The sequence below is a fragment of the Phycisphaerales bacterium genome, assembly GCA_040221175.1.
GTDB lineage: Bacteria > Planctomycetota > Phycisphaerae > Phycisphaerales > UBA1924 > JAHCJI01.
This window is the reverse complement of the sequence record JAVJVK010000001.1, coordinates 302,007-317,599: the sequence shown is the minus strand read 5'-3', so window position 1 is coordinate 317,599 and position 15,593 is coordinate 302,007. Positions and strand designations below refer to the sequence as shown.

General features: G+C 68.9%; 15 protein-coding genes. 9 read left to right on the top strand and 6 right to left on the bottom strand.

Annotation, left to right across the window (positions count from 1 at the left end; genetic code table 11):
- The first annotated feature begins 47 nt into the window (after window positions 1-47).
- Window positions 48-2,138, top strand: a complete 2,091-nt coding sequence (gene thrS, locus RIE32_01340) for a threonine--tRNA ligase (GenBank protein MEQ9094888.1) — start codon at window positions 48-50, stop codon at window positions 2,136-2,138.
- Window positions 2,139-2,201: 63 nt separating this feature from the next.
- On the opposite strand, the gene RIE32_01335 is transcribed toward thrS, so the two are convergent.
- Entirely contained in the window at window positions 2,202-2,678 is a 477-nt protein-coding gene (locus RIE32_01335) for a hypothetical protein (GenBank protein MEQ9094887.1), read from the bottom strand.
- Window positions 2,679-2,860: 182 nt separating this feature from the next.
- On the opposite strand from RIE32_01335, the gene ispF reads away from it, so the two are divergent.
- Window positions 2,861-3,409, top strand: a complete 549-nt coding sequence (gene ispF, locus RIE32_01330; protein MEQ9094886.1) for a 2-C-methyl-D-erythritol 2,4-cyclodiphosphate synthase — start codon at window positions 2,861-2,863, stop codon at window positions 3,407-3,409.
- 12 nt (window positions 3,410-3,421) lie between these two features.
- Here ispF and RIE32_01325 read toward each other — a convergent pair whose 3' ends face one another.
- Complete coding sequence (locus RIE32_01325; protein MEQ9094885.1) at window positions 3,422-3,757, bottom strand: HU family DNA-binding protein; 336 nt, start codon at window positions 3,755-3,757, stop codon at window positions 3,422-3,424.
- Window positions 3,758-3,953: 196 nt separating this feature from the next.
- Between RIE32_01325 and RIE32_01320 the strand changes: the two genes are divergently transcribed.
- Entirely contained in the window at window positions 3,954-4,907 is a 954-nt protein-coding gene (locus RIE32_01320) for an NAD(P)-dependent oxidoreductase (GenBank protein ID MEQ9094884.1), read from the top strand.
- A gap of 10 nt (window positions 4,908-4,917) precedes the next feature.
- Here the strand turns inward: RIE32_01320 and RIE32_01315 are convergent, their stop codons facing one another.
- The gene (locus RIE32_01315) at window positions 4,918-5,373 is read right to left on the bottom strand and encodes a hypothetical protein (protein MEQ9094883.1); all 456 of its coding nucleotides are present in this window, start codon (window positions 5,371-5,373) and stop codon (window positions 4,918-4,920) included.
- Between the two features lie 102 nt (window positions 5,374-5,475).
- On the opposite strand from RIE32_01315, the gene RIE32_01310 reads away from it, so the two are divergent.
- The gene (locus RIE32_01310; protein ID MEQ9094882.1) at window positions 5,476-6,372 is read left to right on the top strand and encodes a hypothetical protein; all 897 of its coding nucleotides are present in this window, start codon (window positions 5,476-5,478) and stop codon (window positions 6,370-6,372) included.
- A 39-nt stretch (window positions 6,373-6,411) separates the two neighbouring features.
- Window positions 6,412-6,951 (top strand): GNAT family N-acetyltransferase, encoded by a 540-nt coding sequence (locus tag RIE32_01305; GenBank protein ID MEQ9094881.1) that lies wholly within the window; start codon window positions 6,412-6,414, stop codon window positions 6,949-6,951.
- A gap of 24 nt (window positions 6,952-6,975) precedes the next feature.
- Here the strand turns inward: RIE32_01305 and RIE32_01300 are convergent, their stop codons facing one another.
- Together RIE32_01300 and RIE32_01295 are read right to left on the bottom strand one after the other, a co-directional pair.
- Window positions 6,976-7,551 carry a hypothetical protein gene (locus tag RIE32_01300; protein ID MEQ9094880.1) on the bottom strand — a complete coding sequence of 192 codons (576 nt, stop codon included), beginning with the start codon at window positions 7,549-7,551 and terminating at the stop codon, window positions 6,976-6,978.
- A gap of 113 nt (window positions 7,552-7,664) precedes the next feature.
- Complete coding sequence (locus tag RIE32_01295) at window positions 7,665-8,339, bottom strand: hypothetical protein (protein ID MEQ9094879.1); 675 nt, start codon at window positions 8,337-8,339, stop codon at window positions 7,665-7,667.
- Window positions 8,340-8,562: 223 nt separating this feature from the next.
- Between RIE32_01295 and RIE32_01290 the strand changes: the two genes are divergently transcribed.
- Window positions 8,563-9,321, top strand: a complete 759-nt coding sequence (locus tag RIE32_01290) for a hypothetical protein (GenBank protein MEQ9094878.1) — start codon at window positions 8,563-8,565, stop codon at window positions 9,319-9,321.
- Here the strand turns inward: RIE32_01290 and RIE32_01285 are convergent.
- On the bottom strand, window positions 9,318-10,790 hold the full coding sequence (locus tag RIE32_01285) for a DEAD/DEAH box helicase (GenBank protein MEQ9094877.1): 1,473 nt from the start codon (window positions 10,788-10,790) through the stop codon (window positions 9,318-9,320). The genes RIE32_01290 and RIE32_01285 overlap by 4 nt on opposite strands.
- A 304-nt stretch (window positions 10,791-11,094) precedes the next feature.
- On the opposite strand from RIE32_01285, the gene polA reads away from it, so the two are divergent.
- From polA to prmC, 3 genes are read left to right on the top strand one after another with little or no spacing between them, the layout of a single operon-like run.
- Entirely contained in the window at window positions 11,095-14,049 is a 2,955-nt protein-coding gene (gene polA / locus RIE32_01280; GenBank protein MEQ9094876.1) for a DNA polymerase I, read from the top strand.
- Window positions 14,050-14,090: 41 nt separating this feature from the next.
- Window positions 14,091-14,663: a GNAT family protein gene (locus RIE32_01275; protein MEQ9094875.1), complete on the top strand. Its 573-nt coding sequence runs from the start codon at window positions 14,091-14,093 to the stop codon at window positions 14,661-14,663.
- Window positions 14,660-15,541 carry a peptide chain release factor N(5)-glutamine methyltransferase gene (gene prmC, locus RIE32_01270; protein MEQ9094874.1) on the top strand — a complete coding sequence of 294 codons (882 nt, stop codon included), beginning with the start codon at window positions 14,660-14,662 and terminating at the stop codon, window positions 15,539-15,541. The genes RIE32_01275 and prmC overlap by 4 nt, the downstream gene beginning before the upstream one ends.
- Window positions 15,542-15,593: the final 52 nt, after the last annotated feature.

Sequence of the window (15,593 nt, the reverse complement as noted above, 5' to 3'; positions counted from 1 at the left end):
TACCCTTGACCCTGTCCCGCCGAACCAGCCCCCACGGAAGCACCAATATGAGCCATCAAGTCACCATCACCCTCCCCGACGGCTCCCACAAGCACTTCGACGCCCCCGTGACGCCCCTGGAAGTTGCCCGGAGCATCGGCGATCGGCTCGCGAAGGCCGCCGTGGGCGCCCGCATCAACGGCGAGCTGGCCGACCTGAACACCCCCATCGTCGCGAGCTGCAAGCTCGCCATCCTCACCGAAAAGACCAAGGGCGGCAAGCCCGACGAGGGCGCGATGTACCTGCTGCGGCACTCCACCGCCCACGTCATGGCCGAGGCGATCCAGCGCATCGTGCCCGGGGCGATGCTGGTCTATGGCCCGCCGCTGGAGACCGGCTTCTACTACGACATCGCCTTCCCCGAGGACCGCCCCCTGCGCGAGGGCGACTTCGAGGCCATCGAGGCCGAGATGGCCAGGATCGTCAAGGAAGACCGGCCCTTCACCCGGTACGAGCTGGAGTACAGCGAGGGCCTCGAGAAGCTCAAGAAAGAGGGCAGCAAGTACAAGCTCGACAACGCCCACCGCGCCCACGAGGCCGGCAGCCTCAAGCTCTCGTTCTACGCCACCGGCGAGCCGGGCAAGGACTGGGAGGACCTGTGCCGCGGCCCGCACGTGCCCAGCACCGGCCGCATCGGCGCGTTCAAGGTCATGTCGCTCGCCAGCAGCTACTGGCACGGCGACGAGAACAGCGACCGCCTGACCCGCGTCTACGGCACCAGCTTCTTCAGCAAGAAGGACCTGGACGAATACCTCGATCGGTTGGAACAGGCCAAGCAGCGCGACCACCGCGTGCTGGGCAAGAAGCTGGGGCTCTTCCACATCGACGAGACCGTCGGCCAGGGGCTCGTCCTCTGGACCCCCGCGGGCGCAACCATCCGCCAGGAACTGCAGCGCTTCATCGGCGCCGAACTGACTCGACAGGGCTACCACGAGGTCTTCACCCCGCACATCGGCAAGCTCGACCTCTACCGCACCAGCGGGCACTTCCCGTACTACGCCGACAGCCAGTTCCCGCCGCTGGTCGATCGCGAGCACATGCACAAGCTCAGCGAGGAGGGCTGCACCTGCGCACAGCTGAGCAACAATCTCAAGGTCGGCCAGATCGAGGGCTTCATGCTAAAGCCCATGAACTGCCCGCACCACATCAAGATCTACGACAGCCAGCCGCACAGCTACCGCGACCTGCCGCTGCGGCTCGCCGAGTTCGGCACCGTGTACCGCTGGGAGCAATCGGGCGAGCTCAACGGCATGACCCGCGTGCGCGGCTTCACCCAGGACGACGCCCACTTGTTCTGCACCCCAGAACAGGTCGGCCAGGAAGTCCAGGGCTGCCTCGAGCTGGTCAAGATCATCTTCGGCGCGCTGGGCATGGAGGACTACCGCGTGCGCGTCGGCCTGCGCGACCCCGACAGCGGCAAGTACACCGGCGACGCGGCCAACTGGGACAAGGCCGAGGAGGCCTGCCGCCAGGCCGCGAAGTCGCTCGGCGTGCCCTTCACCGAGGAGCCCGGCGAGGCCGCGTTCTATGGGCCCAAGATCGACTTCGTCGTGCGCGACGTGATCGGCCGCGAGTGGCAGCTCGGCACCGTCCAGGTCGATTACAACCTGCCCGAGCGCTTCGACCTGACCTACATCGGCCCCGACAACCAGCCGCATCGCCCCGTGATGATCCACCGCGCGCCCTTCGGATCGATGGAACGCTTCATCGGCGTCCTGATCGAGCACTTCGGCGGTGCTTTTCCCCTGTGGCTGAGTCCTGAACAAGTCCGCGTGCTGCCCATCAGCGAGAAGAGCAGCGAGTACGCCCACAACGTGCTGACCGCCCTCAAGACCGCGGGCATCCGCGCCACCGTGGACGATTCGGACGGTCGCATCCAGGCCAAGATCAAGCACGCCGCCGAGATGCGCATCCCCTACCTGGCGGTCGTTGGTCCGCGCGACGCAGAGAACAACCAGGTCTCCATCCGCGCTCGAGGCGTGCAGAAGGACCTGGGCGCGCTGCGGCTGGACGAGTTCATCCAGGCGCTGACCGAGGAACGCGAGAGCAAGGGGACCGAATCGGTCCGAAACCGATTTGCAGAGCCAGCCACCGCTTGAGCCAGAGAAACAAGAAACCCGGATTGCTCCGGGTCCATGGTCTCGAAGTCATGTCGTTCGCGGTCAGCCCTCGTCGTCATCATCGTCGGGCGACGCGCTCTCGCCGGAATCCACGGGGTCGGGAAGCGGCGCCGGCTCGCCGCGCGGGGCGTCGGGCCGTGGATACTCGGGCGTCTTGCGCTCGAACCAATCGATGCGGCGCACGCCCTCGGGCGGGCACGGCATCGCATCCTGTTCGATGATCTCGCCGCTCTGGCCCGACTTGACCTCCCAGCGCATTTCGTCGGGCATGACGATGTTGCCCTTGTCGCCATCGTGGAAGGTGATCTTCATTGAGTTGCCCACGCCTAGCTCGTATCGCCACAGCTCATCGCCCGTGCGTGTGTCGACCAGCACGAGGGTCTTGGGACTGAACGTCCGGCTGACGTAGGGATGCCTGTCCTTCGAGTTGCCAAAGCAGCCACCGAGCAACACGGCGCCGCTGGCGAGCGACAGGGCGGCAACGAGGGCGATACGCGAGCAACTGGGGCTTGTCTTCATCGAAGGCTCCGCAAGGAAGGGCGGGGGTACACAAATCCGGCTCCACAACCCGATCGAAGTACGACGGGCATTGCCATAGGTTCGAGGAGTCCCACTGGCCCCCAACCGTATCTCTCCTCTATCGTCAGGACAGCCCGCCGAACTCATACCAACGGGCCCAAGAATCATCAAGAAGGCCCCACATGACCCAAACAATACCCGGCTTTGCATCCGACGATCTGCCCTTTCGCATCGGCCACGGCTACGACCTCCACCGCCTGGAGCCCGTCGCCCCCCGGGGGGCGGGCAAGCCGCTGATCATCGCGGGCGTGGTCCTGCCCTGGGACGACGAGGAGCCCCGCGGCCCGGTGGCACACTCCGACGGCGACGCCCTGCTGCACGCGCTGACCGACGCGCTGCTGGGGGCCGCGGGCCTGCCGGACATCGGCCAGCTCTTCCCGAACGACGATCCTGCCAACGAGGGACGCGACTCCTCGGATTTCCTCGCCGAAGCGGTTCGCCTCGTGCGCAGCGGCGGCTGGGAGGTGGCCAACGTCGATCTGACGGTGCTGCTGCAACGCCCGAAACTCGGACCGCACAAGGCGGCGATCCGCGATCGCCTGGCACGACTGCTGGGCCTGCCGCCCGATCGGGTCAATCTCAAGGGAAAAACGGGCGAACACGTGGGGCCGGTGGGAGAGGGCCGGGCCATCGAAGCGCACGCTGTCGTGCTGCTCAGCCGCGGCACATGATCGCCGCGCGGCTTAACGTCCGGGCGTACGCTGCGGGCTTCGGTGCTTGTGCTCGATCTGGCCGGCCGGCCGATCGGGCTGGAGGCGATCCCGCAAAGCGGGCGAGGCCTTGAAGCGACACGTCTCGCTGGCGGGAATGCGGATGGGCTCGCCCGTCAGCGGATTGGTGCCGCGACGTGGCTCGCGATGCCGACGGGTAAACGCGCCGAAACCAGTAATCTTGACTCTTCCGTCTTCGACCAGGCCGCGGGTGATTCCTTCCAGCACCGCATCGACGTATACGGTGGCGTCGCTTCGGGTCACGCCCAGGCTTGCGGCGACATGATCGACGAGGTGGCTCTTGTTCATAAAGCAGGCTCCGCTTCGGCGCTGCCCGGGGAACACACAGGTCATCGCTGCATTACTGTCTTGCATTCCTGGGATCGGATATCGGTGCCACAATCCCGTAAGGTGAAACTATTCTGACGCTTTCCCGCATTGGCGCCGACGAGCCCGCGGAGGCCACCGCGTCTGGCACGGCGTCCGAGGTATGATGAAACTTACCATGCCAGACCGCCCCATGGTCATCCAGACCGAAACGCTCGACCCCACCGCACAGGCCTGGTTGCGCGAGCACGCCGACCTTCGGGTCTGCCCTCACGAGAGCCCGGAGTTCGTCGATCTGCTGCCACGAGCCGAAGGCCTGGTCGTCCGAACTTACACCCGCGTCGACGATGCGCTGCTGGCACGAGCGCCGCGTCTCAAGGTCGTCGGTCGAGCGGGCGTGGCGCTCGAGAACATCGACATCCAAGCCTGCCGGGCCCGCGGCATCGAGGTCGTCCACACGCCAGCCGCCAATACCCAGGCCGTCGTCGAGTTCGTCCTGTGCCTGCTCCTGGACGCCCTGAGGCCACGCGTCTTCCTCGAAGGACCGCTCGAGGGCCGGGCCTGGCACGACGCCCGAAACGATCTGCAGGGTGAGGTCCACCTTGCCGACCTGACCATTGGCGTCCTGGGCTTCGGCCGCATCGGCAGCCGCGTGGGCAGGGCCCTGACGGCGCTGGGTTGCACGGTGCTCTTCCACGACATCAAGGACATACCGAACGGCCAGCACCACGGCTGCACCCCGGTGTCGCTTTCTGAATTACAGGAGAGCGTGGATGTTCTCACGATCCACGTGGACTGGGCCGCCGGCAACCATCACCTGGTCAATGCCGGCTTCCTGGATCGGTTGCGGCCGGGGTGCATCGTCGTCAACACCAGCCGGGGCCTGGTGATCGATCCGCACGCGCTCGCCGGCTGGCTGAAGGCCAATCCCAAGGCCCGGGCCCTGCTCGACGTGCACGACCCCCACGAGCCGCTGGACGCGGACTACCCGCTGCTGGGCCTGCCCAATGCCCACCTGACCCCCCACATCGCCGCCGCCACCGCGCCCGCGCGGCTGAACATGAGCTGGGTGGTGCGAGACGTGGTGGCGGTGCTGGAGGGCCGCAAGCCCGAGCATCCGGCGCCGGGTTGACGCCGACGCGTTACTCGGCGCTCCACACCACGTTGCCCGCCTCGTCGTAGAACTTCGCCACGGGTTGGCCCGAGCGCATCACGCCGAAGAACGCCCGGCTGTTGCCGTTCTCGTCGGCAAAGCCGATGCGCAGGGCTTCCTTGGTGAACCCGAGCCACGCGCGCGTGTGGCCCATGTCGTCGGCCAGGGTGAGCCCCGGGCCCGAGGCCGAGAGCGCCACCTTCAGCCGCACCGCGCCGGCGTCGTCCAGGAAGACCAGGGACGGCCCATCGGGGTCGGCCCGAACGAGGGCGCGCTCGACCCCGGTCGAGTCCACCAATCGCAGCGATTGCGTCTGGATGGCCTGGGCGACCTGGGCCTCGAGCGCCGCGATGCGGGCTTCCAGTTCGGCCACGCGATCGCCGGCCGAGCCCGCGCCGCCGCTGCTACCGTGCGCCTGATCCGAGTCGTGCATCTGCTGGGACATGCGAACCTCCTGTCCGCTTCGTCCCCCCTCGTGCGAACCCTATCCGCCCGGCGAGCACAAATCCCCGGGACCGCCGTACGCGCGTCGAAAGGAGCCCAACGCATGCCCACCCCGGCCCGAACGCTCGCGAACGCCCTGGCCGCCACGGGAACGCTCGCCGTCGCCGTGGCGATCGCCCTGCCGATGCTGGGCTTCACGCGGTCGAACACCGCCAGCCACGCCGCCCTCTTGCAGGCCCGCTCGGTGGCGCTGGGCATCGAGGCCATGGCCTTCGACGCGGGCGTGTACGCGCCGGCCTTCCGCACCGCGCTCGATGGGTCCATCACGCACCACTCGGCCGTGCTCGTCGCCGGTGGCTACGCGGCGGCGGCCGACTTCACCAGCCCGCTGGCGCCCGATGGGGGCGCGCCCGCGGCCGGAGACCACGTCGCCCAGGTCGACCGCACCGCGTTCACCGTCAACGGCGCCATCATGCCGCCCGAGCCGCTGGCGTACTCGGGCACCGACCGCCACTACCGCCTCGTCCGCCACGCGGCAGCGTCGCTGCAGTCGGGATCGCGGCTCGTGCGACGTGGCGACGCGATCGACCCCGCCCGGACGCTGCTGGTCACCGAGTGGCTCGTGAGCGACGGCTACGCGGCGCTCGCCCAGGGCCCGACCATCATGAGCCACCGGCCCATCGTTCCCTTCGTGGGCGTCACCGCCGGCCGCAGCCCGGAGCGCGAGCCGACCTCGGGCGCGGGTACGGGCGCGGGCGACGCTCCCTTCGCCTACCCCGAGGTGGATGACGTCTTCACCGACAACGCCCGCTTCGGCGAGGCCCTGACCAGCCGCGGCGCGACCGAGATCAACGCCATGGGCCGCGCCCATTCCGGCGGGGCGGCCGCCATGATCATGCTCGACGGCTCGGCCCGCCTGGCGACGCCCCGCCAGAGCGTCGAGCAGCGGCTGTGGGGCGAGGCGTTCCACGCGATCACCGGCGGCCGGGGCGTGCGCTAGGCCCAGCGCCGCCCCCGCATTCCCGCCTATCCTGCCCCCGTGATCAGGATCGAGCGCATCACGCCCACGAGCCCGCTCTACTCGAGCTCGGTCGCCCTGCGCGAGAGCGTGCTGCTCGAGCCCATCGGCTACACGCACGAGAAGTTCACCACCGAGTATCCCAGGGTCGACGAGCGTGCCGAGCACTTCGTGGCCGTCATGGACCATCCGACCGGCCCGAGAGTCGTTGGCTGCCTGCTGCTGCTGACCGACGAGAAGCCCAGCGAGGGCGGCCAGACGCAGGCGAAAGTGATGCAGATGGCCGTCGACCCCCAGCGCCAGGGCGAGGGGCTGGGCCGCCGCCTGGTTGTCGCCGCCGAGGCGAGGGCCTTCGGCGAGCTTGGCCTGAGCCGCCTCTACTGCCACGCCCAGGACCGCGCCATCGGCTTCTACGAGAAGCTCGGCTGGACGCCCGAGGGCGAGCCCTTCGAGGAAGCGGGCATCGGCCACCGCAAGATGGTGCTCCAGGCCCCGCCCCAGCCGACGGGCGACGCCGCCGAGGCGTTCGAGGGCGATCCGCTGTATGGGGATGGGGTGTAGGCGTACGGGCGACTCGGCCCGGGCTCAATGGTCGTCGTCGTCGTGCCACTCACCCTCGCGCGATTCGGAACCCGATGCGCGACCTGCGCCGGCCGTCGTCGCGGCGCCGCTCGCGCGCTGCGGTACGCCCAAGCCGTGCTCGTAGACCAGCTTGCCGCCGGTGTGCCCCGTGACGGCCACGAAGCCGCTGAGCGTGCCCGCCGCGGCCACCAGCAGCACGCCCGCTGCGATGCGCACCGGCGCGCGGGGTACGAGGGTGGCCGCCGCCAGTACGACCACCGGCAGGGCCCACAGCCACGCCCCCTCGCCCAGCGACTCGTGCTCTTCGAGCGCGTCGTGCTCGGCCTGGGTCAGCGGCGGCTGGGCCTCTTCGACGCGTTCGTACGCCTCCTCGCCCGCGCCCGAGGCCAGGCCCAGCCCGGCCATCGCCAGCACGAACCACGCGATGCACACCGCGCTCGCCACGCGCGATCGAAACCGCAGGACCGCCAGCGCGGCCACGGGGATGAGCCCCAACGCCCCCAGCACGATGGGAAAGTGCACCAGCACGGCGTGGCGGCTGTGCGGGTCCTGGAACGACTGGAGCATGCTCTCGATCATGGCAAGGCCTCGCGACGGTCGCCCGGCGGACGCTCGGACGCACCAGAAAGTTTAGGGGGGGCGGTCCACACGGCCCTGGAGTTCGGCTGGACGGCATCGACTGGACACATTGGTCAGTCCGTGGACGTGCGAGCCAATCCGCACTCAGGGCACACGCCGATGCCCTCGCCGAGTTCGTAGTTGCACGCCACGCACCGGCCGCGAGTGCGGCGGCGACGGGTGCGGATGAGGCGCAGGCCGACCAGCAATGCGAGCGTGAGCGCGGCGTAGAAGATCGTGTTGCCGAGCAGGCCGAGCCAGATTGGTCCAACGGGCAGCGTCCAGTCCCTCCCGAACAGCACGGGCTCGGGCAGGAATTGCTCGTTGTTGCTGGTCGTCGTCGACCACGACCTCCCCTGCGCGCCGTGCAGCGGCCAGCCGGCACGGATGCACATGACCCAAAGGTCGGGATCATCGCTCGCAATGGCCGCGTACTCGGGTCGCGGGTCGTGGCTGGTCATGTTGGAGTGCGATGGGAACTGCCTGTTCGGCCTGAAGCGCACGTTCCACGCGTTCCAGATCTCATAGCCGAAGCTGTCGTGCCGATCGATCCGCACCCCATAGTCGCCCCGGTCGAGCGTGACTCGGATCACCGGGGCGGGAAAGGGCGGCGTCTGCCGGGCCTGCCCGATCAGCACGCCCACCGGCACGCTGGCCACCGCCAGCACCACGCCCACGGCGACACTCACCACCACCATCCGGGCCGTCACGATCCGGTGCCGCCTCGCCTTGGTCGCCCCGACGGCCATCACGCCGACGGTATGGCCGCGCCGCGGGGGCCGCCGGCGGCGCCATCGCTCCAGCGGACCGCGCCACCGGCACGGTTGCGCGCGCAACTGGGGCAGTTGCGCGGTCCATCGGGCCGGTGGCGCGGGCGGCGAGGCCCCCGGCGCGGCCAGACGGCCCGGTCGCGCGGCCACACGGTCCCCGGGCGCGGCCCTGGGGCCCGAAAGACGCCACTCAAGCCGCCCCATGATCGTGCCGAAGACCGTGGGCATGGGACGCAACCTGCCGTACAACCGCACCGACGCGCTCGAGTGGACCCTCTCGCACCTGGACCGCTGGGATCAGGTCGCCGGCGAGATCGGCCTGGATGGCCCCCGCGTGCAATCGATGCGCGACGCCGCACAGGCCGCCCGGGCGGCGCTGGTCGAGGCCGAGGTGGCCAGGGCCCGGGCCCGCGCGGCCACCGAAGCCTGGCACCGCCTGGCCGACGCCATGAAGGCCGAGGTCTCCGCGTCGGTGTCGCTCATCAAGACGACCGCCGCGCTCGCAGCGCGCACGCCTGGTGGGGGCGGTGGGGGTGGCGAGGCGGCCGAGCGGGCGATCTATACCAAGGCGTGGCTGAGCTTCCCGGGCAAGCCCAGCGCGGCGCCGCCGCCCGAGACCCCCGGCCTGCCGACGACCAACCTTCAGAACGGGGGGGCCATCGTGCTCGCGTGGACCGGCCGCGGCCCGGCCGGCACGCGGTACACCGTGCGGCGGAAGCTGGAGCACGAAACCGGCTGGACGCTGGTGGGCGACACGCACGAGAAGCGGTTCGTCGACCGGACGCTGCCCATCGGCACGCCCGTGGCGCTCTACCAGATCGTCGCCAAGCACGGCCCGCACGCTGTTGCCGGCCCGGTCACGCGGATGCAGCTTGGCTCCGCGCCGCCCGTGGCGCCATCGATCGCGGGCGAGGCCGCGACGCCGACACCGAAGCCGACACCGAAGAAGGCCGCCGGCTAGCCGCGGGCGCCGGCGTTGCTCGAGCGCCGGCCGCCGGAGCGACCGCCGGGCTTGCCGCCCGGCTTGCCGCGGCCGCGATAGCCCCCGGGCCTGCCCCCGCCACCACCGCCACCACCACTCCCACCAGTTCGCTGGCCGCGATAGCCGCCCCCACGCGGACCCCCACGACCCCCACCACCACCACCGCCGCCACGACCCCCACGACCCCCGCCACCGCCACCGCCACCCCCACCGCTGTAGGCGGGACGCTCGGGCTTGACGTAGCCGCTGGCCAACTCGCCGCCGGCCCGGCCGGGCTCGATCACGGCCTTGGTGCGGTGCTCGATGCCGGCCAGGTCGCGGACCTCGGCCGGCTCGCAAAAGGTGATCGCCACGCCCGACGCCCCGGCTCGTGCCGTCCGGCCCACGCGGTGCACGTAGGTCTCCGCATCGGCGGGCATGTCAAAGTTGATCACGTGGGTGATGCCGCTGACGTCGATGCCGCGGCTGGCCACGTCGGTGGCGATCAGCACGCCCTGGGGGTCGCGCTTGAAGGCGTCCAGCGCGCGCGTGCGCGCGTTCTGGGTCTTGTTGCCGTGGATGGCCCCCGCCCGGACGCCCACGCGGTCGAGCTGCTTGACCAGCCGGTCGGCGCCGTGCTTGGTCTTGGTGAAGACCAGGGCCCGGCCCACGCCACCATCCTCGAGCAGCGCGCGGAGCAGGTTGCCCTTGTTGGCCTTCTCGACCACGTACGCCTGCTGGGCGATGCGCTCGACGGTGGTCGACTCGGGGGTCGTCTCCAGGTGCACCGGGTCCTTCAGCAGGCCATTGGCCAGGGCCTTGATGGCCTTGCTGGCCGTCGCGCTGAACAGCAGCGTCTGGCGGGCCTCGGGCGTCAGGGCCGCGATGCGCTTCATGTCGGGCAGGAAGCCCATGTCCAGCATCCGATCGGCCTCGTCGAGCACCAGCACCTCGATCGAGCCAAGATCGATCAGGCCCTGCTGGTGCAGGTCCATCAGGCGGCCGGGCGTGGCGATGAGCACGTCCACGCCCGTCTTGAGTGCCTTCTCCTGGCGGAACTGGCTGACCCCGCCGTACACCGCCGCGTGGCGCAGCGGGACGTTGCGGCCGTAGGCCACGAACGAGTCGAAGATCTGCACGGCCAGCTCACGCGTGGGGCACAGCACGAGCGCACGCGGGGCGCGGCCGAACTTGCCGCGGCCCTTGCCGCCGCGATGGCCCGCCTCGAAGAGGTCGTGCAGGATGGGCAGCGCGAAGGCCGCCGTCTTGCCCGTGCCCGTCTGGGCGGTGCCGAAGACGTCGCGGCCCTCGAGCACGGCGGGGATGGCCAGCGCCTGGATGGGGCTGGGGGTCTCGTAGCCGCGCTTGGCAAGCACCCGGGCGATGGGGTCGGCCAGGCCCAGGGCGTCGAAGCCGGGGGTGGTGCTGGTTTCGGTCTGGAGGTCGGAGGAGGCGGGGGAGTCGATCACGGAACTGTTGGACAAGTGCGCTGCTTTCGGCCCAATACGGGCATCGCGGCCGACGTGCATCGCCGGCCTGGGAAACTCGGAGGATCAATGGCCCCATCGCGGGTGCGACGCAAAAAAGAAGGCCAACTGACTCGTACCGAAGATGGATCGCGGCTTTGGGGCCGGCCCAGGGCTTCGGGTGCGGTCGTCGGTCCGTTGCGTCGGAAGCGTCCGCTGAGGCGAGAGTATAGGCGTGCGGGGGGCCAACCGACAGGCCCGCCCGAGCATTCCCGCCCGCGATGGCGGGCCGATAGCATCGCCCGCCATGGCCAAACCAACAAAGCAGGACGGCTTCAAGACGCTCTATCTCGTGGACGGCTACGCCCAGTTCTTCCGGGCCTACCACGCCATCCGCACGCCCATGACCAGCCCGGTCACCAAGGAACCCACCAACCTCACCTTCGGCTTCGTGGGCATGCTGCTCAAGCTCCTGCGCGGGGCGGCCGGCGGGGCGAAGCTCGTGGGCGAGCGGCCGGACTACCTGGCCGTCGCCATCGACGTCTCGGGAGACCTGGAAACCGTCCGCAGCGAGATCGACCCCAAGTACAAGGCCAACCGGCCCCCGCCGCCCGAGGATCTTCCTGAGCAGGTCCAGCGGTGCATCTCGATCCTCGAGGCCGTGGGCGTGCCCGTGCTGGGGGCCGAGCGGTACGAGGCCGACGACGTGATCGCGACGCTGGCCAGGCAACTGGAATCCGAGGTCAACGTCCGCGTGGTCAGCAAGGACAAGGACCTCAAGCAGCTCCTGCATTCTCCTGGAACTGGGCCCGCCAACGACGGCAAGCGCGCCGCCTTCGAGCTCTACGACGTCCACAACGACGAGCTCATCACCGCCCAGGGCCTCATGGACGAGTTCGCCGTCACCCCCCAGCAGTGGCGCGACGTCCTCGCCCTCGCGGGCGACACGGTCGACAACATCCCCGGCGTCGAGGGCGTGGGCGTCAAGACCGCCGCCAAGCTCATCGCCGAGTGGGGCACGCTCGACAACCTGCTCGAGAACGCCGACCAGATCAAGGGCAAGCGGGGCGAGAAGATCCGCGCCGCCGGCGACGTGCTGCACCGCAGCAAGCAGCTCGTCTCGCTCATCGACGACGTCAAGATCGACTTCGACCTCGAACGCGCCGCCTTCGACCGCCTCAAACCCGAGGCCCTCATGCCCATCCTCAAGGAGCTGGGCTTCAACCGCTACCAGGACGAGCTCAAGCAACTCCTGGGCGAAGATCCCGAGGCCGCCGCCGAGATCGAGCCCAAGCCCCCCACCGCCAAGACGGCCGAGCGCGGCCAGGCGCAGGGCGGCCTCTTCGACGCGCGGAGCGATGAGCCGCAGCAGGCCCATGCCGGCCTTGACGGCGAGTACACGATCGTCACGACCAAGGCGGAGCTCAAGAAGCTCTGCACCGCCCTGAAGAAAGCAAAGCTTATCGCACTGGACACCGAGACCACCTCGCTGCGTCCCATGCGCGCCAACCTCTGCGGCCTGAGCTTCTCGGTGGATTCCGGCACCGCCTGGTACGTCCCCGTGCGCTCGCCCGACTGCGGAAGCCACCTGGACGAGGCCGCCGCGCTGGAGGCCCTCAAGCCCATCCTCGAAGACGCGAAGATCAAGAAGACCGGGCACAACCTCAAGTACGACCTGCTCGTGCTTCGCCGCGCGGGCGTCGAGCTGGCCGGCATCGGCTTCGACACCATGGTGGGCAGCTATCTCATCGACGCCTCGCGCTCGGCCCACAGCATGGATGCGCTCTCGCTCGCCCTGCTCGAACGCGAGAACATCCCCATCAAGAGCCTCATCGGCAGCGGCAAGAACCAGAAGTGCTTCGACGAGGTCCCCCTCGAACTGGCCGGCCCCTACGCCAGCGAAGACGCCGACGTCTCGCTGCGCCTGCACGAGCTCATGGCCCCGCAGATCAAGAGCATGGGCCTGCAGGACCTCAACGACCAGGTCGAGGTGCCGCTCATCAGCGTGCTCGCCGAGCTGGAATGGAACGGCATCCAGGTCGATCCAGAGGAACTGGAGAATCAGGAGCAACGCCTCAGCGGTCGAATCCAGGAACTCAAGGACCAGATCCAGGACGAAGCGATGGCCACCTGCGGGCGCACGTTCGAGCCCGACTCGCCCAAGCAGCTCGCCGGCATCCTCTTCAACAAGCCCGACGCCGCCGACGCGGGCCTGGGCATCAAGCCGCTCAAGCGCGGCAAGACCGGCCCCTCGACCGACGCCGAGGTGCTCGAGAAGCTGGCCCAGGACGTGACCATCGAGAGCCCGCTGCCGCAATTGATCCTCGAGTACCGCCAGCTCACCAAGCTCGTGAACACCTACCTCGTCAGCCTTCGCGAGGAGATCAACCCCGACACCAAGCGCATCCATGCGAGCTTCAACCAGACCGTCGCCGCCACGGGCCGGCTCAGCTCGAGCGACCCCAACCTCCAGAACATCCCCATCCGCAGCGAGGTCGGCCGCGAGATCCGCAAGGCCTTCGTCGCCCCCAAGGGCCGCGTGCTCATCGCGGGCGACTACTCGCAGATCGAGCTGCGCATCCTCGCGCACCTCTCGCAAGACCCCGCCCTCATCGCCGCCTTCGAGGCCGGCGAGGATATCCACCGCGCCGTCGCCGCCCAGATCCACGGCGTCAAGCCGAAGGACGTCAGCCGCGAGCAACGCGACGGCGCCAAGATGGTCAACTTCGGCATCATCTACGGCGTCACCGCCTACGGCTTGGGCCGCCGCCTGGGCATCGGCAACACCGAGGCCAGCGAGATCATCGAGGGATATAAGAAGAAGTTCGCGGGCATTACGACGTTCCTCGAAGAATGCATCGAGCAGGCCCGCAGCAAGGGCTACGTCGAGACCATGCTCAAGCGCCGCCGCCCCATCACCGAGATCGACGCGAAGAACCCCTCCCGCCGATCGCTGGCCGAACGCATGGCCATCAACTCGGTCGTGCAGGGCTCGGCGGCCGACCTGATCAAGCTGGCGATGGTCGATCTGCACGCGCGCCTGAGCCCCCACGCTTCCCACCTGCGCGGCGGTAAGAAGCCCGAGATCGACGGCGTGCTGATGCTGCTGCAGATCCACGACGAGTTGGTCTTCGAGGCCGACAAGAAGAACAGCAGCGAAGCCAGGAAACTCATCGTCGAACGCATGCAGAGCGCCATGGACCTGCGCGTGCCACTGGTGGTTGAGGCCAGCGTGGCGAGCAACTGGTACGAGGGAAAGTGATGGAAGCGCCACCACCATGGAAGCGGCCGGAACAGTGGCCATTGCCGATCGAGACAGAGCGGCTGGTGCTGCGCCATTCCACGCACGACGACGTGCCAGCCATCTTCGAGGCTATCGACGCCAACCGCGCGCAACTGCTGCCGTGGATGGAGTGGGCCGAGCGTGAGAACCTCACCCTTGCCCAGACCTACTACACAATCGAGCGGTTCATCCGCGAGGCCCGCCAGGAATTGCCCGGCGACCTGACGATCCTCATCTGCGACCGGGCCGACGGATCGCCCATCGGCGGCACTGGCGTGCACAACTTTCAACCCAACACGCACCAGGCCGAGATCGGCTATTGGGTTCTTCCAAGCCGGCGCCGCTCGGGCGTGTGCACCGAGGCCGTCGTCGCGCTCACCGAGATCGCACTTCGGCCGCAGAGTCGGGGCGGCTTTGGCATTCGCCGCCTTGAGATTGTCTGCTCGGCCGACAATCCCGCGTCAGCCGGCGTAGCCCGAAAGGCCGGCTACGACCACGAGGCGACCCTGAAATCGCACCGATGGGTGAAGGGGATCGGCTGGAGCGATACCCTGATTTACGCCACGACCGCCGACACCTGGACCGCTCCATGACAACCGCCGCCAAGGAAGCCTGGACCACGCGCAAGCTGCTCGAGTGGCTACGCGGCGCCCTGAAAGACAAGGGCGTCGACGACGCACGCCTGTGCGCCGAGCTGCTCGTCGCCCACGTCATCGGCTGCGAGCGTCTGCGGCTCTACATGGAAGCCGACCGCCCCGCCACGCCCGACGAGCTCACCAGGCTCCGCGACCTGGCCAAGCGAGCCCTCAACCACGAGCCCGTGCAGTACCTCGTGGGCGAGTGGTCCTTCTACGGCATCACCCTCAAGACCGACAAGCGGGCCCTCATCCCAAGGCCCGAGTCCCAGACCCTCGTCGATCAGGCCGTCGCCGGCATCAAGGACATCGAAGGCCGATCGCCGCTCGTCGCCGACGTCTGCACCGGCAGCGGCTGCATCGCCATCGCGATCGCCAGCCAGGCCGGCAACGCAGACGTTCACGCCACCGACATCGATACCGACGCCCTCGCACTGGCCAGGGAGAATATCGAACGAACCAAGCTCGCCGATCGCATTACGACCTTCGAAGGCGATCTCCTTGCCGCCCTGCCCGAAGGGCAGCAATACGACGTGATCGTCGCCAACCCCCCCTACATCCCAGACGACGAATGGGAGGCCGTCGCGCCAAACGTCAAGGACCACGAGCCGACCCACGCCCTGCGCGGAGGGATGGACGGGCTCGACGTCGTGCGACGCCTGATTGAGACTGCGGCCAACCGCCTCCAACCGGGTGGCCTGCTGGCGATCGAAGTGGCAAGCGCCAGGGCCGCCGAAGCGATGGAACTGGTGAGCGCAGACGCGCGATACGACCAGCCCCGGATCGTGCGCGACTTCGCCGGCAGGCAACGCGTGATCGCCGCTATTCGCGCATGAAAAGAAGCCCGCTCTCGCGGGCCTCGCAGTTTCCTCGAATCAAGCCGATCGA